Raw genomic sequence first — 15,610 nt, forward strand, 5'->3', positions numbered from 1 at the left:
GCCAAAAATGAGCAGATAAAACGTGCGCTGAGCCGCGTTATGAGCACGCTTCCGGCCGGTGGCGATGGCACCCCGGTCATGCGGTCGATTGGGCGCGTACTTTTAACCGGCTTGCAGCTGCGATTCAGGGCTCAAAAAGCCCCAGACGGCACGCCCTGGAAGCCCTCGCAGCGCGTCAAAAGGGAGGGCGGCCAAACCCTGCGCGATACCGGCATGCTGCGCGACTCTTTCAGCGCAAGTGCGACCAGCAGCAGGGCCCAGGTGGGCACCAACAGCATCAAGGCCGCCATCCACCAGTTCGGCGGCACCATCAAGCACCCCGGAGGCACCCGTTACGTCATCGTGGACGGCATGGCCCGGTTCGTCAGCAACAGCCTGGTGGGGCCGGTCAGCGGGGTCACCAAACCCCACCCGATTGACATGCCGGCCAGGCCCATGCTGGGCGATTCAGACGCCGACCGGCTCGAAATCCTGTCCGTCCTGGAGACCCACTTCAAGGGCCGGTGGTCGCAATGAGCCAATGGCCTGTGGATAACCCGGCTTTGAAGCCACTACCAGGCGGGATTGAAGCCCCCTTCAGGGGCAGCTAAAGGTGGGGCATGGTGCCCCACCTTTGAAAATTGGGTGATCGAGCCCAAAACCGCAAAAGCTCTTTAAAAATCAATGCTCTTATGGATGCCCCTCGGGTTCGGCCCGAGGGGCCAAAGGTGGGGCATCTTCTGTGGATAAGGTGGGGCACCCCCGATTTCACAGCCCCAAAGGTGGGGCATCAAAGCGATTCCAGCCCCACGGCGACCACCCGGTCACCGCTCGACGTACAGAGGGGCCACAGCAGCGTTTTAAACAGCCCCAGCCAGCCGATCAGCACCCCCGCAAACCATCCGCCGCCCAGCCCCACCTTTCCCCTCAAACCATCCGCCGCAAAGGTGGGGCACCCCGTCAGCCCCAGATTCCCAGAAACCCCAATGTTTTCAACACGTTCCGCATCATCCCGCCACAACCCGCCCCATCCCATCACTTCCTAAGACCATGTGTCGGTTCACACGAAACCGGGCTTTCGGCAACTCGCTGTACCTCTATCACGCGCGAATCCACGGGCGTCAATCCGGCCAGGCCGAATTCACTGACCTCGGGCGGTACCGGGGCGCAAGTCTGGTTCATGGCTTCAGCCAGCGGCCGCGTGGCCAGGTTCCAGGCGAACTCGCCCGTCTGCTCGACGTTGCGCACCGTGTCCTTGTAGCCGATGCTGGCAAACCCCACGATGGGCGGGGTGTAGTTAAAGGCGTTGAAAAAGCTGTAAGGCGCCAGGTTGAGTGCGCCCTCTGCATTGCGCGACGAAATCCAGCCGATCGGGCGCGGCCCGACGATGGCGTTGAACGGGTCGTGGGGCAGGCCGTGGCCGTGACGGGGTTCGTAGAAATGATTGGCGTTGGACATGGGCTGTTCGCAATTCCGCTGTGAGTCTGGAGCCGACGATAACCTCAAACGCCCTGCCACACTGCCGCCATGCCTCTCGTGCAGGGGGGTCGCGGTCGCCCGGTTGCCGGGCCGCTGGCAGACAGGCCATAGCCTGAGGGTGCCTGGCGAGGTCAGGTGGTATCCGGCGGACATTCGGACTAGTATGGAGCCTTCCCGAAGGAGTCGAGGATGTCCAGCATACCCACAACGATTCTGGTGACAGGCGCGACCGGCGGCATAGGGCTCGCCGTCTGCCACAGGCTGGCGAGAGCCGGCAACTCTCTCCTGCTTGCGGCGCGCGATGCCGACAAACTTCAGTCGCTGTGCGCGGACCTGTCCAGCGCCTCTTCCGGCAGCCATTCATGGATTTCGGTGGACATGACGCGTGATGCGTCAGTCAGCGAATTCGCCGGGGAACTGGCCGCAAGGAATGTGACGCTGGACGGAGCCGTATTGATGCCGCCACAGGACCCGCCCACCAGCGACCCGCTTCCCAGCAGCGACAAGTGGCGCGAGGTTCTGCAGAACAGTTTTGTGGGCCCGCTGTCGCTGCTCAAGGTGGCTATCGCTGCCATGAAGCCGGACCCGGCCAAGGGCAGGCGCGCCAAGATCGTCATCATCTCCGGCATCTCATCGGTGCAGGTAATGGGCCACTACGCCTCCAGCAATGTGATTCGCTGCGCCTGGCTGGCTGAAGCCAAGACGCTGGCGTTCGCGCTGGGCGACCGGGGAATCCATGTGAACACGCTGTCCCTGGGGGGCACGCTCACGCCCGGGTACAGGGCCTCTCTGGAAAAGCGCGCAGCCAACGCCGGGACGACGTTTGAGCAGCGCCTGGAGGAAGAGACATCAAATGTCCCCCTGCACAAATACGGCACGCCCGAAGAGGTGGCCGCTGCTGTCGAGGGACTGCTGTCGCCGTTCTCCGATCACATGACCGGGCTCAATATCCTGCACGATGGCGGATTCACGAGAGCCTATTGAGAAGAAAAAGGCGTTCCCTTTTCCCTTTTCCCTTTTCCCGCGCAGCGGAAGGGTCGCCCTGCTGCACGCTGCGCCTGCGGCTCGCCTCAGGCCCGCAACCCCTCCTCCACTGTCGGGTAACGCAGCACCAGCTTCAACTCCTCCTTCATCCGCCGGTTGTCCAGCCGCCGCGACTCGCCCATGAAACTCAGCAGCATCAGCGGTAACTGTTCCCTGGCGGTGCTTCGCGGCAGGCGCGCAGGCCGTGGCAGCTGGTACAGGTCGGCCGCCAGGTCGAAGTAGTCGCCCATCTTCATCTGCGTGTCGTCGCTGGCGTTGGTGACCCGTTGCGGCTTGCCGCGCCACAGGGCCGCGACGCAGGCGCGGGCCAGGTCATCCGCGTGGATGTGGTTGGTGTAGACGTCGTCCTGCGCGCGCAGCACAGGTGTTCCCTTGAGCAGTCGCCCGCGCGGGGTGCCGCCTTCGCGGTCAGGGGCGTAAATGCCGGGGATCCGCAGGATGTGCGTGTGCGCCGCGGTCGCGCGCCCGAACAGGCGCACCAGGGCTTCCGCATGCACGCGGCGCACGGCCCGGGGCGTGTTCGGATTGACGCCCCGCGTTTCGCTGACCCAGTCGCCTTGGCAGTCACCGTAGACACCGCTGGTTGAGCCATAGACCAGCGACTGTGGCCGGCCGCGTAAACGCAGGATCCTGAGCAGGGCCAGGGTGCGTGGATCGCTGCGCCAGTCAGGGTTGTCGCCGGGAGGCGGCGCCAGATGCACGACGCGGGTCGCCAGGCCGGCCAGCCGGCGCAGGCTGGCGCTGTCGTCCAGATTGCCCAGCAAGGGGGTGACGCCGTGCGCGCGCAGTTCGGGCAGGCGGTCTGTCGATGAGGTCAGGGCCATCAGGCCAACACGGCCGCGGAGCTGGCGGGACACCCGCAGGCCGACGTCGCCACAACCGACGATGAGAACGCGCTCGCGGCGAAAGCGAAAAGGCAGGGCGCCAAGGGGATTCAGGTTTGAGGGCAAAATTGGGGGTTGGCTGGAAAACCAGCCAGGTCAGACAACAGAAACCGCAAGGATACCCAATATGAGTTTCAACGTGAGCGTTCAGCCCAGCGGGCGGGTCTTTACCGCCGAGGCCGATGAGGCCCTGCTGGCTGCAGCGATTCGGCAGGGAATCGGTCTGCCCTACGGTTGCAAGGACGGCGCGTGCGGCTCCTGCAAATGCAAAAAGCTGGAAGGCACGGTGACCCACGGCCCGCATCAGTTGAAAGCCTTGTCGCTCGAGGAAGCAGCCAGTGGCTTTATCCTGACCTGCTGCGCCACGGCCCACTCCGATATCGTCATCGAGTCACGCCACGTCACCGACGAAAGCGCCTTTCCGGTCAAGAAGATGCCGGTGCGCATCAACAGCCTGGCCAAGGCCTCGCACGACGTGATGGTGGTGCGCCTGCAGCTGCCGGCCAGCGACGTCTTCAAATACCACGCCGGCCAGTATGTGGAATTCCTGCTGCGCGATGGCGACCGCCGCGCCTACTCGGTGGGCAACGCGCCGCATACCCAGGCGGAAAACCCCGGCCTGGAACTGCATATCCGCTACATGCCCGGCGGCAAGTTCACCGAGCATGTGTTTGGCCCCATGAAGGAAAAGGAAATCCTGCGCATCGAAGGTCCCTTCGGCAGTTTTTACCTGCGCGAAGACAGCACCAAACCCATGGTGCTGCTGGCTTCGGGCACCGGCTTTGCACCCATCAAGGCCATCATCGAACACATGCAGTTCAAGGGCATCACGCGCCCCGCCGTGCTGTACTGGGGCGGCCGCCGCCCTGTCGACCTGTACATGAATGACTGGGTGCTCGGCAAGGTGGCCGAGATGCCGAATCTTCGCTACGTGCCGGTGGTGTCCGATGCCCTCGCAGAAGATGCCTGGACGGGCCGTACCGGCTTCGTGCACAAGGCCGTGCTTGAAGATTTCCCCGATCTCTCGGGTCATCAGGTCTACGCCTGTGGCGCACCGATTGTGGTGGACTCCGCGCAGGCCGATTACGCGGCAGCGGGCTTGCCTGCCGATGAGTTTTATGCGGACTCGTTCGTGACGGAAAAGGAAAAGGCACAAGCCGTGGTGTAACGCGCAGGCGCACGCATGTGAGCAAACGGGACTCGGGCGCGGACTCATGGGCAGCCAGCCGGCTGTCAGGGTATGCCATAGAGGCCACCTGCCAGGATTCTTTGTAACAATACGGGGCATGAACATCCGACCCGCCCCGTCCCCGTCCTCGTTCTCGTTCTCCTTTTCGTTCTCGTTCATGAAAGGCCTTGCGAGCCTGTCCATCGCAACACTGGCCCTGTCTTCATCGCTGGCGCTGGCTCAGCCCAAAGTCATGCGCATCATCGTTCCCTACGCGCCTGGCGGCCCGATTGATGTCACAGCCCGCCTGATGGCCGAACGCGTCAAGGACTCGCTGGGACCGGTCATCATCGAGAACCGCCCCGGCGGCGGCGGCAACATTGGCGCCGATGTGATTGCGAAGGCGGCACCCGATGGGTTGACGGTGGGCATAGCCGCAGTGGCGACGCATGCCATCAACCCCTGGCTGTACAGCAGGATGCCTTACAACGCCGCGACCGACTTCGCACCCATCACGCAGATGCTGCGCGTGCCGAACGTGCTGGTGATGAACGCCGACACGGCAAAACGACTGAACATCAACAGCTTGGCCGACCTGATCCAGTACGCCAAAGCCAACCCGGCCAAACTCAACTACGCCAGCGGCGGCAATGGCAGCGCCGGCCACCTGGCGGGTGAAATGTTCAAGGCGCAGGCAGGCATTTTTGCGGTACACATCCCCTATAACGGCGGCAATCCGGCGCAGTTGGCCCTGTTGTCAGGGCAGGTCGATTTCAACTTCGACAACCTCGCCACCGCGTCAAGCAATATCAAGGCTGGCAAACTCAAGGCGCTGGCGGTGACAACCGCCTCGCGAAGCCCCGTACTGCCGGAGGTGCCGGCAGTGGCTGAAACCCTCAAAGGGTTTTCCATTGACACCTGGTGGGGCCTGGTGGCACCCGCCGCCACGCCCAAAGAGGTGATCACCAAACTGAACCATGCGTTTGTGGCCGCGCTGAATTCCCCGGAAGCGAAGACCCGATTTGCCACGCTGATGGCCGAGCCCGTGGCCAACACACCGGAGCAGTTCGGCGCCTTCATGAAGGCGGAACTCGCGAAGTACGAGAAGGTGGTGAAGGCTTCCGGAGCCAAAGTGGACTGAGAAAGTACCCTGAGAAAGTGGATGAATCAGGGCAGTGTGAAGCGCAGGGTGGCACCTTCTCCCGGCTTTGACTCTGCCCATGTCCGGCCCCGGTGCCGGGCCACAATGCGCTGCACAATGCTCAGTCCGATACCCGAGCCCTCGAACTCATCGAGCCGGTGCATGCGCTGGAACGGCATAAACAGCTTGCCGGCTTCCGCCATGTCGAAGCCAGCGCCGTTGTCCCCCACGAAATAGCATGTGGCTGCGCGGTCAGCAGGGCGAACTTCCAGGCGTTGCCAATCAGGTTTTCGAGCAGGATACGCACCAGGCCGAGGTCTGCACTGACCCACAGGCGGGGCATCCGAAGTCCGAAAACCACAAGGACACGCCATGACGTGTCCTTGTTTGTCTTGGTATTTTCTTTGTCTATTCGGTATTGGTATCCGCTCCCCACCCGTCCTGGCTGGGCCGAGCAGCGCAGATGGAGGCGGGATCAGGGCCGCAGCTGTTTGAGCGAAGTGCAACGTAGCGAGTTCTGCGGCCCCCCGCCGGAGTCGAGCAGCACAGGTTGCCCGTAGCGCAGCGCAGGGACCCAGACTGCGGGTCGCCTTCTCTTTGCTTACTTTCTCTTGGCGACGCAAGAGAAAGTGAGTCGCCTGCCGGGGCGAGTCCCGGCCAGCAAATCTCAGTAGAGCTAGTTAGCTATCAATTAATTGGCATGCTGCTATTTAATTTATTGGCTTAGCAGCAAAATACCTCGCAAATCACTCGCCCAGGTAGGCCGCCCGAACCCGCGGATCGCTGAGCAGTTGCTTGGCATCGCCGTTCATGGTGACGTTGCCCGACTCCATCACATAGCCGCGGTTGGCAATGCCCAGCGCACGGCTGGCATTTTGCTCCACGAGCAGGATGGTCACGCCGCGCGCCGACACGTCGCGCACCACTTCGAAAATCTTGTCCACCATGATGGGCGACAAGCCCATCGATGGCTCGTCGAGCAGCAGCACCTTGGGCCGGCTCATCAGCGCGCGGCCCATGGCCAGCATCTGCTGCTCGCCACCGGACAGGGTGCCGGCCAACTGGTCTTTACGCTCACGCAGACGCGGGAACAGCGCAAACATCTTTTCGATGTCTTCGGCGATGCCTGCCTTGTCGCTGCGGATATAGGCGCCCATCTGCAGGTTTTCGGTGATGGTCATGCGGGCGAACACGCCGCGGCCCTCGGGCACCATGGCCAGGCCTTCTTTCACCAGGTCCCAGGCGCCCCGGCCCTTGATGCTTTTGCCCAGGTACTGAATGTCACCATCGAGCATCGGCAAGGTGCCGGTGATGGCTTTCATGGTGGTGGTTTTGCCGGCGCCGTTGGAGCCGATCAGGGTGACGAGTTCGCCCTCATTGACTTCAAAGTCAACGCCCTTGACCGCCTGGATGCCGCCGTAAGCCACCTTGAGCCCGGTCACTTTAAGAAGTGTGTTTGCCATGTTCTTGCTTCCTTCAATGACCTGTGCCCAGATAGGCGGTGATCACTTTTTCGTCTTTTTGCACATCTGCGGGCGCGCCTTCGGCAATCTGCTTGCCATAGTCGAGCACGGTCACCCGGTCGCACAGGCCCATGACCAGCTTCACGTCATGCTCGATCAGCAGGATGGTGCGGTTGTCCTTGCGGATCCGGTCAATCAGCTCGCGCAGCTGCACTTTTTCGGTGGCATTCATGCCGGCTGCCGGCTCGTCGAGCGCGATCAGCTGCGGGTCGGTGGCCAGTGCCCGCGCGATCTCCAGGCGACGCTGGTCGCCATAGCTCAGGGTCCGTGCCTTGAAGTTGGCGTATTTGCCAATGCCCACATAGTCCAGCAGTTCCTGGGAACGTTTGGCGATGGCAGCCTCTTCATGCTTGAAGCCCGGGGTACGAAACACCGCGCCCAGCAAGCCGGATTTGGTCCGGATATGGCGACCCACCATCACATTCTCCAGTGCCGTCATGTCGGCAAACAGGCGGATGTTCTGGAAGGTTCGGGCAATGCCGGCCTTGGCCACCTCATGCACCGCTGTGGGTGTGTAGGACTTTCCGGCCAGCTCGAACGAGCCGCTGTCGGGCGTGTACAGGCCGGTCAGCACATTGAAGAAGGTGGTCTTGCCGGCACCGTTGGGGCCGATCAGGCCGTACACCTGGCCGCGCTTGATATGGATGCCGACGTCGCTCAAGGCCTGCAGGCCGCCAAAGCGCTTGGAAACACCGGCCACTTTAAGAATGGTATCGCTCATGTCCATTCTCCTTAGCTTTTAACAGGTTTGACCAGCGGCTTGGCGTGCTCTGGCGAGGGCCAGAGACCGCGCGGACGCATCAGCATGACGACGATCATGGCCAGCGCAATCAGCAACTGGCGCAGGATGGCAGAGTCCAGCCGGCCATCGGTCATGGCCTGCAGCGGACCGGCCACATGGCGCAGCACCTCGGGCAAGGCGGCCAGCAGCAAGGCACCCAGAATCACGCCAGGCAAATGGCCGATGCCGCCCAGCACCACCATGGCGACGATCATGATCGACTCCATCAGGCTGAAGGACTCGGGCGAGACAAAGCCCTGGAAGGCGGCAAACATGGAACCCGACACACCACCAAAGGTAGCACCCATGCCGAAGGCCAGCAGTTTCATGTTGCGGGTGTTGATGCCCATGGCCTTGGCGGCAATTTCGTCTTCGCGAATCGCCATCCAGGCGCGGCCAATGCGCGAATTTTCCAGCCGGTGGCAAATGATGACCGAGACGATCACCAGCACCAGAAAGAGGTAGTAGTACATCGACACCGAGTTGACCTCGATGCCGAGAAATTCATGCGGCTTGCCCAGGTCGAAGCCGAAAAACTTCATCGAATCAATCTGGTTGATGCCTTTGGGGCCATTGGTCAGGTTGATGGGGCGGTCCAGGTTGTTCAGGAACACGCGGATGATTTCACCAAAGCCCAACGTCACGATGGCCAGGTAGTCACCACGCAGCTTGAGCGTGGGCGCGCCCAGCACCACCCCGAAAAACCCTGCCAGGGCGGCAGCCGCCGGGATGGCGGCCCAGATGGGCAGGTGCAAGCCTTCCGGGAAGGCTGCGGCAATCACAGGAAACGCCTCCGCCAGATGCGGCGAACCGAGCAGCGCAAACAGATAGGCACCGAGCGCAAAAAATGCCACATAGCCGAGATCCAGCAGGCCGGCATAGCCCACCACAATGTTCAGGCCCAGGGCCAGCAGCACATAGAGCAGCGCCGTGTCGACAATGCGCACCCAGGCGTTACCGCCCTGCTGCAACAGCAGGGGCAACACCAGCAGCGCGGCGGCAACTATAAAAAAAGTAACCAGCTTGTTGGGTTTCATCAGAATTTCTCCTTAGGGCAACCGGGGATCAGGCCCGGTCAGCCACACGTTCACCCAGCAGGCCGGATGGGCGCAGCGTGAGCACAAAAATCAGCACGATAAAGGCAAAAATATCGGAGTACTGGCTGCCCAGCACGCCACCCGTCAGCGGGCCGATGTAGCCCGCACCGATGGATTCAATCAGGCCCAGCAGGATGCCGCCCAGCACCGCGCCGCCCAGGTTGCCGATGCCGCCAAACACGGCTGCCGTAAAGGCCTTGAGACCGGGCAAAAAGCCCATGGTGTGCTGCACCGTGCCGTAATTGGAGGCGTACATCACGCCGGCCAGCGCCGCCAGAATGGCACCGATGATGAAGGTGGCGGAAATCACGGTATCGGGCCGCACGCCCATCAGCGCCGCCACGCGCGGGTTCTCGGCGGTAGCGCGCATGGCACGGCCCAGCCGGGTGTAATGCACCAGCCACATCAGCACTGAGAGAGAAACCGCCGTGGCACCCAGAATGAACAGCTGGGTCACGGTGATCACGGCGCCGCCCACCTGGAAGGGCTCGGTCGGCAAGAGGGTTGGGTAAGGTTTGTAGTTGGGCTTCCAGATCATCATGGCCAGCGTCTGCAGCAGCAGCGACATGCCAATGGCGGTGATCAGCGGGGCCAGCTTGGGCGAATTGCGCAGCGGCCGGTAGGCGACTTTTTCAATCGCGAAATTCAGCGCACCGCACACCACGAAGGCGATCAGCAGCGAAATCAGCAAGATCAGCCAGCCCGGTGTGCCCGGCATGGCCTCCTGCATCAGGCCGATGATGGTCCAGCTGGTCAGCGCACCCACCATCAAGACCTCGCCATGCGCAAAATTGATCAGGTTGATGATGCCGTAGACCATGGTGTAGCCCAGGGCGATCAGGGCATACATGCTACCCAGTACCAGACCATTGATGATCTGCTGAAGCAATACTTCCATAAACTCACTCTCCCGTTTGATTGAACTTGCCAACTCTGCCTCTTGCCAACAATGGCCACGAACCAATGGGATCACCACTGGATCGCGCGAGCTAACAAAAAGCCCGCCTATCAAAACCAGGTAACTGGGTTGGGTGGCGAGCTAATCCGCAAATTGTAGCGAGGGGTTATTAGCGAGAATCGGGCCAACAGCCCCGTTTTTGCGGGGTTTACCCTTGAGAAAGTTGGTTTGTATCGCCAAAACCGACTTTATCAGCCGGATTTGTTTTTTATTAGTTTTTCTGATTGTTCTTCAGTTTCAACTCATTCAACTTATCAGAAATCCTGATCTCCAGGCCGCGGTTGACGGGCCGGTACCAGTCGGGCGCACGCAGCCCCTCGGGGAAATAATTCTCGCCGGCAGCAAAACCGTCCTCCTCATCATGGGCGTAGCGGTAGTCTTTCCCATAATCGAGCTCTTTCATGAGCCTGGTCGGCGCATTGCGCAAATGCAGCGGCACGGGACGGGTGCCGTCCTTGCGGATAAAAGCCTTGGCCTCGTTGAAGGCCTTGTAAACGGCATTGGACTTGGGCGCCACCGCCAGGTAGATCACGCATTGGGCCAGGGCCAGTTCGCCTTCGGGTGATCCGAGGCGTTCATAGACCTCCGCCGCATCCAGCGCCAGCCGGAGGGCGCGCGGGTCGGCCAGCCCGATGTCTTCGCTGGCCATGCGAATCAGCCGGCGCGCCATGTAACGCGGTTCGGCACCACCATCGAGCATGCGCATGAACCAGTAGAGTGCGGCGTCGGGGTCGGAACCCCGCACGGATTTGTGCAGCGCGGAGATGGTGTCGTAGAACTGCTCGCCGCCCTTGTCGTAGCGACGCAGGCGTTCGCCCAGCACTTTCAGCAGCCAGGCATCGGTCACTACTGTGATTTTCTCGCTGCGCGCCGCCACCCCAAGGGATTCCAGCGTATTGAGCAGCCGCCGGGCGTCGCCGTCGGCATAGGCCACGAGCCGGTCCACCGCCGCATCCGCTATGCTTTCGATAGCTGGAAGCGCCCGTTCTTCAAGGACCTTGACCACGATCCTCTTGAGGTCGGCCTCGACGAGCGGCTGCAGCACGTAAACCACCGCGCGCGACAGCAGGGCGGAGTTCACCTCGAACGACGGGTTCTCCGTGGTGGCGCCAATAAAAGTGAAAAGGCCGCTTTCCACGTGCGGCAGGAAGGCGTCCTGCTGGCTTTTGTTGAAACGGTGCACCTCATCGACAAACACGATGGTGCGCCGGCCGCCCTGCCCCTGCCAGATGCTCGCCTGTTCCACCGCTTCGCGAATGTCCTTGACACCGCCGAGCACGGCGGAAATGGTGATGAAATGCGCATCGAAACTGCTGGCCATCAGCCGGGCAAGCGTGGTCTTGCCAACGCCAGGCGGCCCCCAGAGGATGCAGCTGTGCGGCTGGCCGGACTCAAAGGCAATGCGCAGCGGCATGCCTTCGCCCAGCAGATGCTGCTGGCCAATGACCTCGCCCAGGCTCTTCGGACGGAGCCGTTCCGCCAACGGCGCCTGCATCTGTGGGTCTACCTTGGGAGCCATCGGGCTAATGCGTGACGCGCCTGTCCATCGCCCGGCTACTGACGGATCACGTCGGCACCGGACGGCGGCTTGAACTGGAAGCTGGCCGGGCTCAGCACGGGATTGATCTCAAACTGGCTGAAAGTCATCACCGACTTCTGGCCAAAGCTGTCCAGAATTTCCAGCGCTGCGAGCTCGCTCCCCTTGTCCGTGGACCTGAATCCCACCTGGATGCTTTGAAGCTGGCCTTCGCGGGTTTTCGGCACGGCCTGCACCCACTGCAGCCCGCCTTTGTCGGGCAGCGGCGTCAAACGGAAATCCGCTTCCAGGCCCTTGAGGTCGGCCGCGGCAGCCACCACCGCGGCCGGCGTGCCGTTCAGCACCTGCGCCAGCTTGCGGGACGTGACCTGGTTCAGGTCCACGTCATGCAGCCACAGCGTCTGGCCATCGGCGACGATGCTTTGCTCAAAGGGCTTTTTGTAGATGAACTTGAAGCGGTTGGGCCGCAGGAACTCAAAGCTGCCGCTGGAGGTCTTGGTCTTGGCCGTTTGCCCCTCCTTGGCCGGACTGGTTACCACCTGGGTGAAGCTGGCGCGCCCGCTTTTCGTGGTCTTGATGAAATTCTCGAGACTATCAAGGCCGGTGACTCCCGTGGTTTGAGCGCTTGCAGCCATTGAAATCATGGCAACAAGCGTTGCCAGCGTGACTGACGCAGCCCGAACCGCGCCTCGCCATAGGCTGGCCGGAAAGGCGTCCGTGAAAGTGTATTTCATCATGATGTGCGATTCGGGATTATCCGGTGTGGTGAGGGATACGGGTGAGGCAGGTGAAAGGTTTATGGGCATTGCCGTAGGATTCCGGCCGAACCCGGAGGTTGCCTCAACAATGTATCGGCCAGGTAAATCCCGGCCTGTCGTCATTCAGCCCGGGCCGGCACCAGAATTTCGCGCTGGCCGCTGCCCGACATGGCGCTGACCAGTCCGGAATTTTCCATTTCCTCCAGCATGCGTGCCGCGCGGTTGTAGCCGATCTTCAGATGGCGCTGCACCAGGGAGATGGACGCCTTGCGGTTTTTCAGCACGATTTCCACCGCCTGGTCATACATCGGGTCCTTGTCGCCGCCGGCCTCACCACCATCGCCCAGCAGATCACCGCCCTCGCCATCGACCGTACCGCCTTCGAGCACGCCGTCAATGTAGTTGGGCTCGCCCTGCTGCTTGAGGTAGGCCACCACGCGGTGCACTTCGTCGTCGCTGACGAAGGCGCCGTGCACACGAATCGGGAAACCCGTGCCGCTGGGCATGTAGAGCATGTCACCCATGCCCAGCAGGGCTTCGGCGCCCATCTGGTCAAGAATGGTACGGCTATCGATCTTGCTGCTCACCTGGAAGGACAGGCGGGTGGGAATGTTGGCCTTGATCAGGCCGGTGATCACATCCACACTGGGGCGTTGCGTGGCCAGCACCAGATGGATGCCGGCGGCACGGGCCTTCTGCGCCAGGCGGGCGATCAGTTCCTCGATCTTCTTGCCCACCACAATCATCAGGTCGGCCAGCTCGTCAATCACCACGACGATGTAGGGCAGGCGTTCCAGGGGCTCGGGCTGCTCGGGCGTCAGGCTGAACGGGTTGTAGAGGAATTCGCCGCGCACCTTGGCTTCGTCGATCTTGGCGTTGTAGCCGGCCAGGTTGCGCACGCCCAGCTTGCTCATCAGCTTGTAGCGCTTTTCCATTTCGGCCACGCACCAGTTCAGGCCGTGCGCTGCCTGGCGCATGTCGGTCACCACGGGGGCCAGCAGGTGCGGAATGCCCTCGTAGACACTCATCTCCAGCATCTTCGGGTCAATCAGCAGCAGGCGTACATCACGCGCATCAGCCTTGTAGAGCAGGCTCAGGATCATCGCGTTGATACCCACCGACTTACCCGAACCGGTGGTGCCGGCGACCAGGCAATGCGGCATTTTCGCCAGGTCGGCCACCACGGCATTGCCGCCGATGTCCTTGCCCAGGCCGATCGTGAGCATGGACTTCGCTTCGTTATAGACCTGGGAGCCCAGGATCTCGCTGAGCTTGATCGACTGACGCTTGGCGTTGGGCAGCTCCAGCGCCATGTAGTTTTTGCCCGGAATGGTCTCGATCACGCGGATGGACACGAGGCTCAGCGCACGCGCCAGGTCCTTGGCCAGGTTGACGACCTGCGAGCCCTTCACACCGGTTGCCGGCTCGATTTCATAGCGCGTGATGACGGGGCCGGGAGCGGCCGCCACCACACGCACCTCAACGCCGAAGTCCTTGAGTTTCTTCTCGATCAGGCGTGAGGTCATCTCCAGGGTTTCGGGCGCCACGCCTTCCTGCCGCTGCAGCGCGCCGTCGAGCAGATCGACCTGCGGCAGCTTGGAATCGGGCATTTCGCTGAAGAGCGGCTTTTGCCGTTCCTTGGCCACGCGCTCGCTCTTGGGAATGTCGACCCGGACGGGCTCGATCAAAACCGGAACCGGGTGGTGTTCCTCGATTTCGATGCGCTCGTCGATCAGCGTTTCTTCTCGCTCGCGGGCGGCAAGCTTGCCGAAGGCCAGATCTTCAGCGATCTCGCGTTTTTCGCGGCGTGAGTCGACCAGGTTGTCAATCCACGCGCCTATCCGCAAGGCTACATGCGCCCATGAGAAACCGAATACGACCGACACCGCAATGACACCGAGAGCGATAAACACGAGGCCCGAGCCGGCGAAGCCCAACCACTTGACCCCCAGCGTGCCGACCAGATAACCGAACACGCCGCCCGCATGCCCGGGCAGACGAAATTCAAACCGGTACAGCCGCGACCACTCCAGCGCCGCGCTGACCATCACCAGCAGCAGCAGTCCCAGCCAGAACCTGAGGCGGTCGCTGTGCGGGGGAGCGGCAGATGCCAACGGCTCCCCGCGCAGCCAGCGCGCCAGCGAAGACAGCCAGACCCGGGCACCCACGGCCAGCGTCCACCACACCGAAAATCCGAGCAGGAAATAACTCGCATCGGCCAGCCACGCTCCCAGACGTCCACCCCAGTTCCGGGCGGCCGCAGACGCGCCACCGGCAGTGTCTGCCATGCCCGAGGTCGACCAGGCGGCATCCTGCGGCGAATAGCTCAGCAGCGCAGCCAGCCAGAAAATCAGGCCCAGCAAGCCCAGAATCAGGCTGACTTCATGGGCGAAACGTTTGATGCCGCCGGGCACGCCTGCGGCGGAGGATGTTCTCGAGTTCAGGGTGTCAAGTGAGTAAGTCATGGACCGGTCAGAGCTTACCGCAGTTGGCGAGCACTTCGGCGGAGGCGGACGTGCAACGGATACAGCGAGGCGGTGTCAACCCAGCGAATGAAGGCGCTCCCTCACCAGGAGCGAACTGTCATCGCGCGTTTCAATGAATCCGCGCTCCTCGAGGTCTTTCATCACCCGGCTGACCATCTCGCGTGAAGCGCCGACCATCTTGGCCAGATCCTGACGCGAGACCTTGTCGCGAATCACGGCATTGCCTTCGCCGTCCTCGCTGGCAAACTCCAGCAGCGCCCGGGCCACGCGCCCGTAGACGTCCATCAGTGCCAGAGATTCAATCTTGCGGTCTGCATGGCGCAGGCGCTGCACCAGCCCTTTCAGCACCGCATAAGCCATGGAGCTGTTCTCGGGAAGGCAACGCGCAAACTCCGGCTGGCCGAGTATCAGGGCGTCGGTCTGAACCTCTGCACATACCGTGGCTGAATGGGGTTCATTGTCGATCAGGCTCATCTCGCCGACATAGTCGCCGGGATGCATGGTGGCCAGAATGACCTCGCGGCCCCGGGTGTCGGTGGTGATGACACGTGCACGCCCGGTGAGAATGATAGATAGGGCATTTGATTTTTTGCCCTGCTCCACAATGGCTTCGCCACGCTTGAAACGGCGCTTGACCACCGCATTGGCCACGGACTCTGCCTGGCTGGCCGTCAGCATCGAAAAAAGAGGCACCCGGCGAATCAATTCCAGATTGGACACCATCGTCGTCATATCAACTCTCTCCAAACCTTGCGGCGACGACAAGTCGCGCGAG

At 62.0% G+C, this 15,610-nt stretch carries 14 protein-coding genes and 1 pseudogene; 4 read left to right on the forward strand and 11 right to left on the reverse strand.

What is annotated here, in order from left to right:
* Positions 1 to 39: 39 nt before the first annotated feature.
* Positions 40 to 516, forward strand: coding sequence for a phage virion morphogenesis protein (locus BPRO_RS18905; RefSeq protein ID WP_198140943.1), 477 nt, complete (start codon positions 40 to 42; stop codon positions 514 to 516).
* 522 nt (positions 517 to 1,038) lie between these two features.
* On the opposite strand, the pseudogene BPRO_RS18910 reads toward BPRO_RS18905, so the two are convergent.
* A pseudogene (locus BPRO_RS18910) lies at positions 1,039 to 1,437 on the reverse strand (flavin reductase family protein); the annotation flags it as partial.
* Positions 1,438 to 1,647: 210 nt separating this feature from the next.
* Here BPRO_RS18910 and BPRO_RS18915 point away from each other — a divergent pair.
* Positions 1,648 to 2,442: an SDR family oxidoreductase gene (locus BPRO_RS18915; RefSeq protein WP_011484678.1), complete on the forward strand. Its 795-nt coding sequence runs from the start codon at positions 1,648 to 1,650 to the stop codon at positions 2,440 to 2,442.
* An 86-nt stretch (positions 2,443 to 2,528) separates the two neighbouring features.
* Here the strand turns inward: BPRO_RS18915 and BPRO_RS18920 are convergent, their stop codons facing one another.
* Positions 2,529 to 3,452 carry an SDR family oxidoreductase gene (locus tag BPRO_RS18920; RefSeq protein ID WP_011484679.1) on the reverse strand — a complete coding sequence of 308 codons (924 nt, stop codon included), beginning with the start codon at positions 3,450 to 3,452 and terminating at the stop codon, positions 2,529 to 2,531.
* A gap of 61 nt (positions 3,453 to 3,513) precedes the next feature.
* Between BPRO_RS18920 and BPRO_RS18925 the strand changes: the two genes are divergently transcribed.
* Positions 3,514 to 4,554, forward strand: a complete 1,041-nt coding sequence (locus BPRO_RS18925) for a CDP-6-deoxy-delta-3,4-glucoseen reductase (RefSeq protein WP_011484680.1) — start codon at positions 3,514 to 3,516, stop codon at positions 4,552 to 4,554.
* A 178-nt stretch (positions 4,555 to 4,732) separates the two neighbouring features.
* On the forward strand, positions 4,733 to 5,695 hold the full coding sequence (locus tag BPRO_RS18930; RefSeq protein WP_011484681.1) for a Bug family tripartite tricarboxylate transporter substrate binding protein: 963 nt from the start codon (positions 4,733 to 4,735) through the stop codon (positions 5,693 to 5,695).
* 26 nt (positions 5,696 to 5,721) lie between these two features.
* On the opposite strand, the gene BPRO_RS30530 is transcribed toward BPRO_RS18930, so the two are convergent.
* From BPRO_RS30530 to BPRO_RS18975, 9 genes are all read right to left on the reverse strand, one after another.
* Positions 5,722 to 5,925: a sensor histidine kinase gene (locus BPRO_RS30530; RefSeq protein WP_041388950.1), complete on the reverse strand. Its 204-nt coding sequence runs from the start codon at positions 5,923 to 5,925 to the stop codon at positions 5,722 to 5,724.
* A 516-nt stretch (positions 5,926 to 6,441) separates the two neighbouring features.
* On the reverse strand, positions 6,442 to 7,158 hold the full coding sequence (locus BPRO_RS18940) for an ABC transporter ATP-binding protein (protein ID WP_011484682.1): 717 nt from the start codon (positions 7,156 to 7,158) through the stop codon (positions 6,442 to 6,444).
* Positions 7,159 to 7,171: 13 nt separating this feature from the next.
* Complete coding sequence (locus BPRO_RS18945; protein WP_011484683.1) at positions 7,172 to 7,939, reverse strand: ABC transporter ATP-binding protein; 768 nt, start codon at positions 7,937 to 7,939, stop codon at positions 7,172 to 7,174.
* A gap of 11 nt (positions 7,940 to 7,950) precedes the next feature.
* Positions 7,951 to 9,036 carry a branched-chain amino acid ABC transporter permease gene (locus tag BPRO_RS18950; RefSeq protein ID WP_011484684.1) on the reverse strand — a complete coding sequence of 362 codons (1,086 nt, stop codon included), beginning with the start codon at positions 9,034 to 9,036 and terminating at the stop codon, positions 7,951 to 7,953.
* Positions 9,037 to 9,064: 28 nt separating this feature from the next.
* Positions 9,065 to 9,994, reverse strand: coding sequence for a branched-chain amino acid ABC transporter permease (locus BPRO_RS18955; protein WP_011484685.1), 930 nt, complete (start codon positions 9,992 to 9,994; stop codon positions 9,065 to 9,067).
* 271 nt (positions 9,995 to 10,265) lie between these two features.
* Positions 10,266 to 11,573, reverse strand: coding sequence for a replication-associated recombination protein A (locus tag BPRO_RS18960; RefSeq protein ID WP_198140945.1), 1,308 nt, complete (start codon positions 11,571 to 11,573; stop codon positions 10,266 to 10,268).
* A 35-nt stretch (positions 11,574 to 11,608) separates the two neighbouring features.
* Positions 11,609 to 12,235: an outer membrane lipoprotein chaperone LolA gene (gene lolA / locus BPRO_RS18965; protein ID WP_157045964.1), complete on the reverse strand. Its 627-nt coding sequence runs from the start codon at positions 12,233 to 12,235 to the stop codon at positions 11,609 to 11,611.
* Positions 12,236 to 12,468: 233 nt separating this feature from the next.
* Positions 12,469 to 14,814 carry a DNA translocase FtsK gene (locus BPRO_RS18970; RefSeq protein ID WP_011484688.1) on the reverse strand — a complete coding sequence of 782 codons (2,346 nt, stop codon included), beginning with the start codon at positions 14,812 to 14,814 and terminating at the stop codon, positions 12,469 to 12,471.
* A gap of 75 nt (positions 14,815 to 14,889) precedes the next feature.
* Positions 14,890 to 15,567, reverse strand: coding sequence for a Crp/Fnr family transcriptional regulator (locus tag BPRO_RS18975; RefSeq protein WP_011484689.1), 678 nt, complete (start codon positions 15,565 to 15,567; stop codon positions 14,890 to 14,892).
* Positions 15,568 to 15,610 lie beyond the last annotated feature (43 nt).

It is taken from the genome of Polaromonas sp. JS666 (assembly GCF_000013865.1).
Lineage (GTDB): Bacteria > Pseudomonadota > Gammaproteobacteria > Burkholderiales > Burkholderiaceae_C > Polaromonas.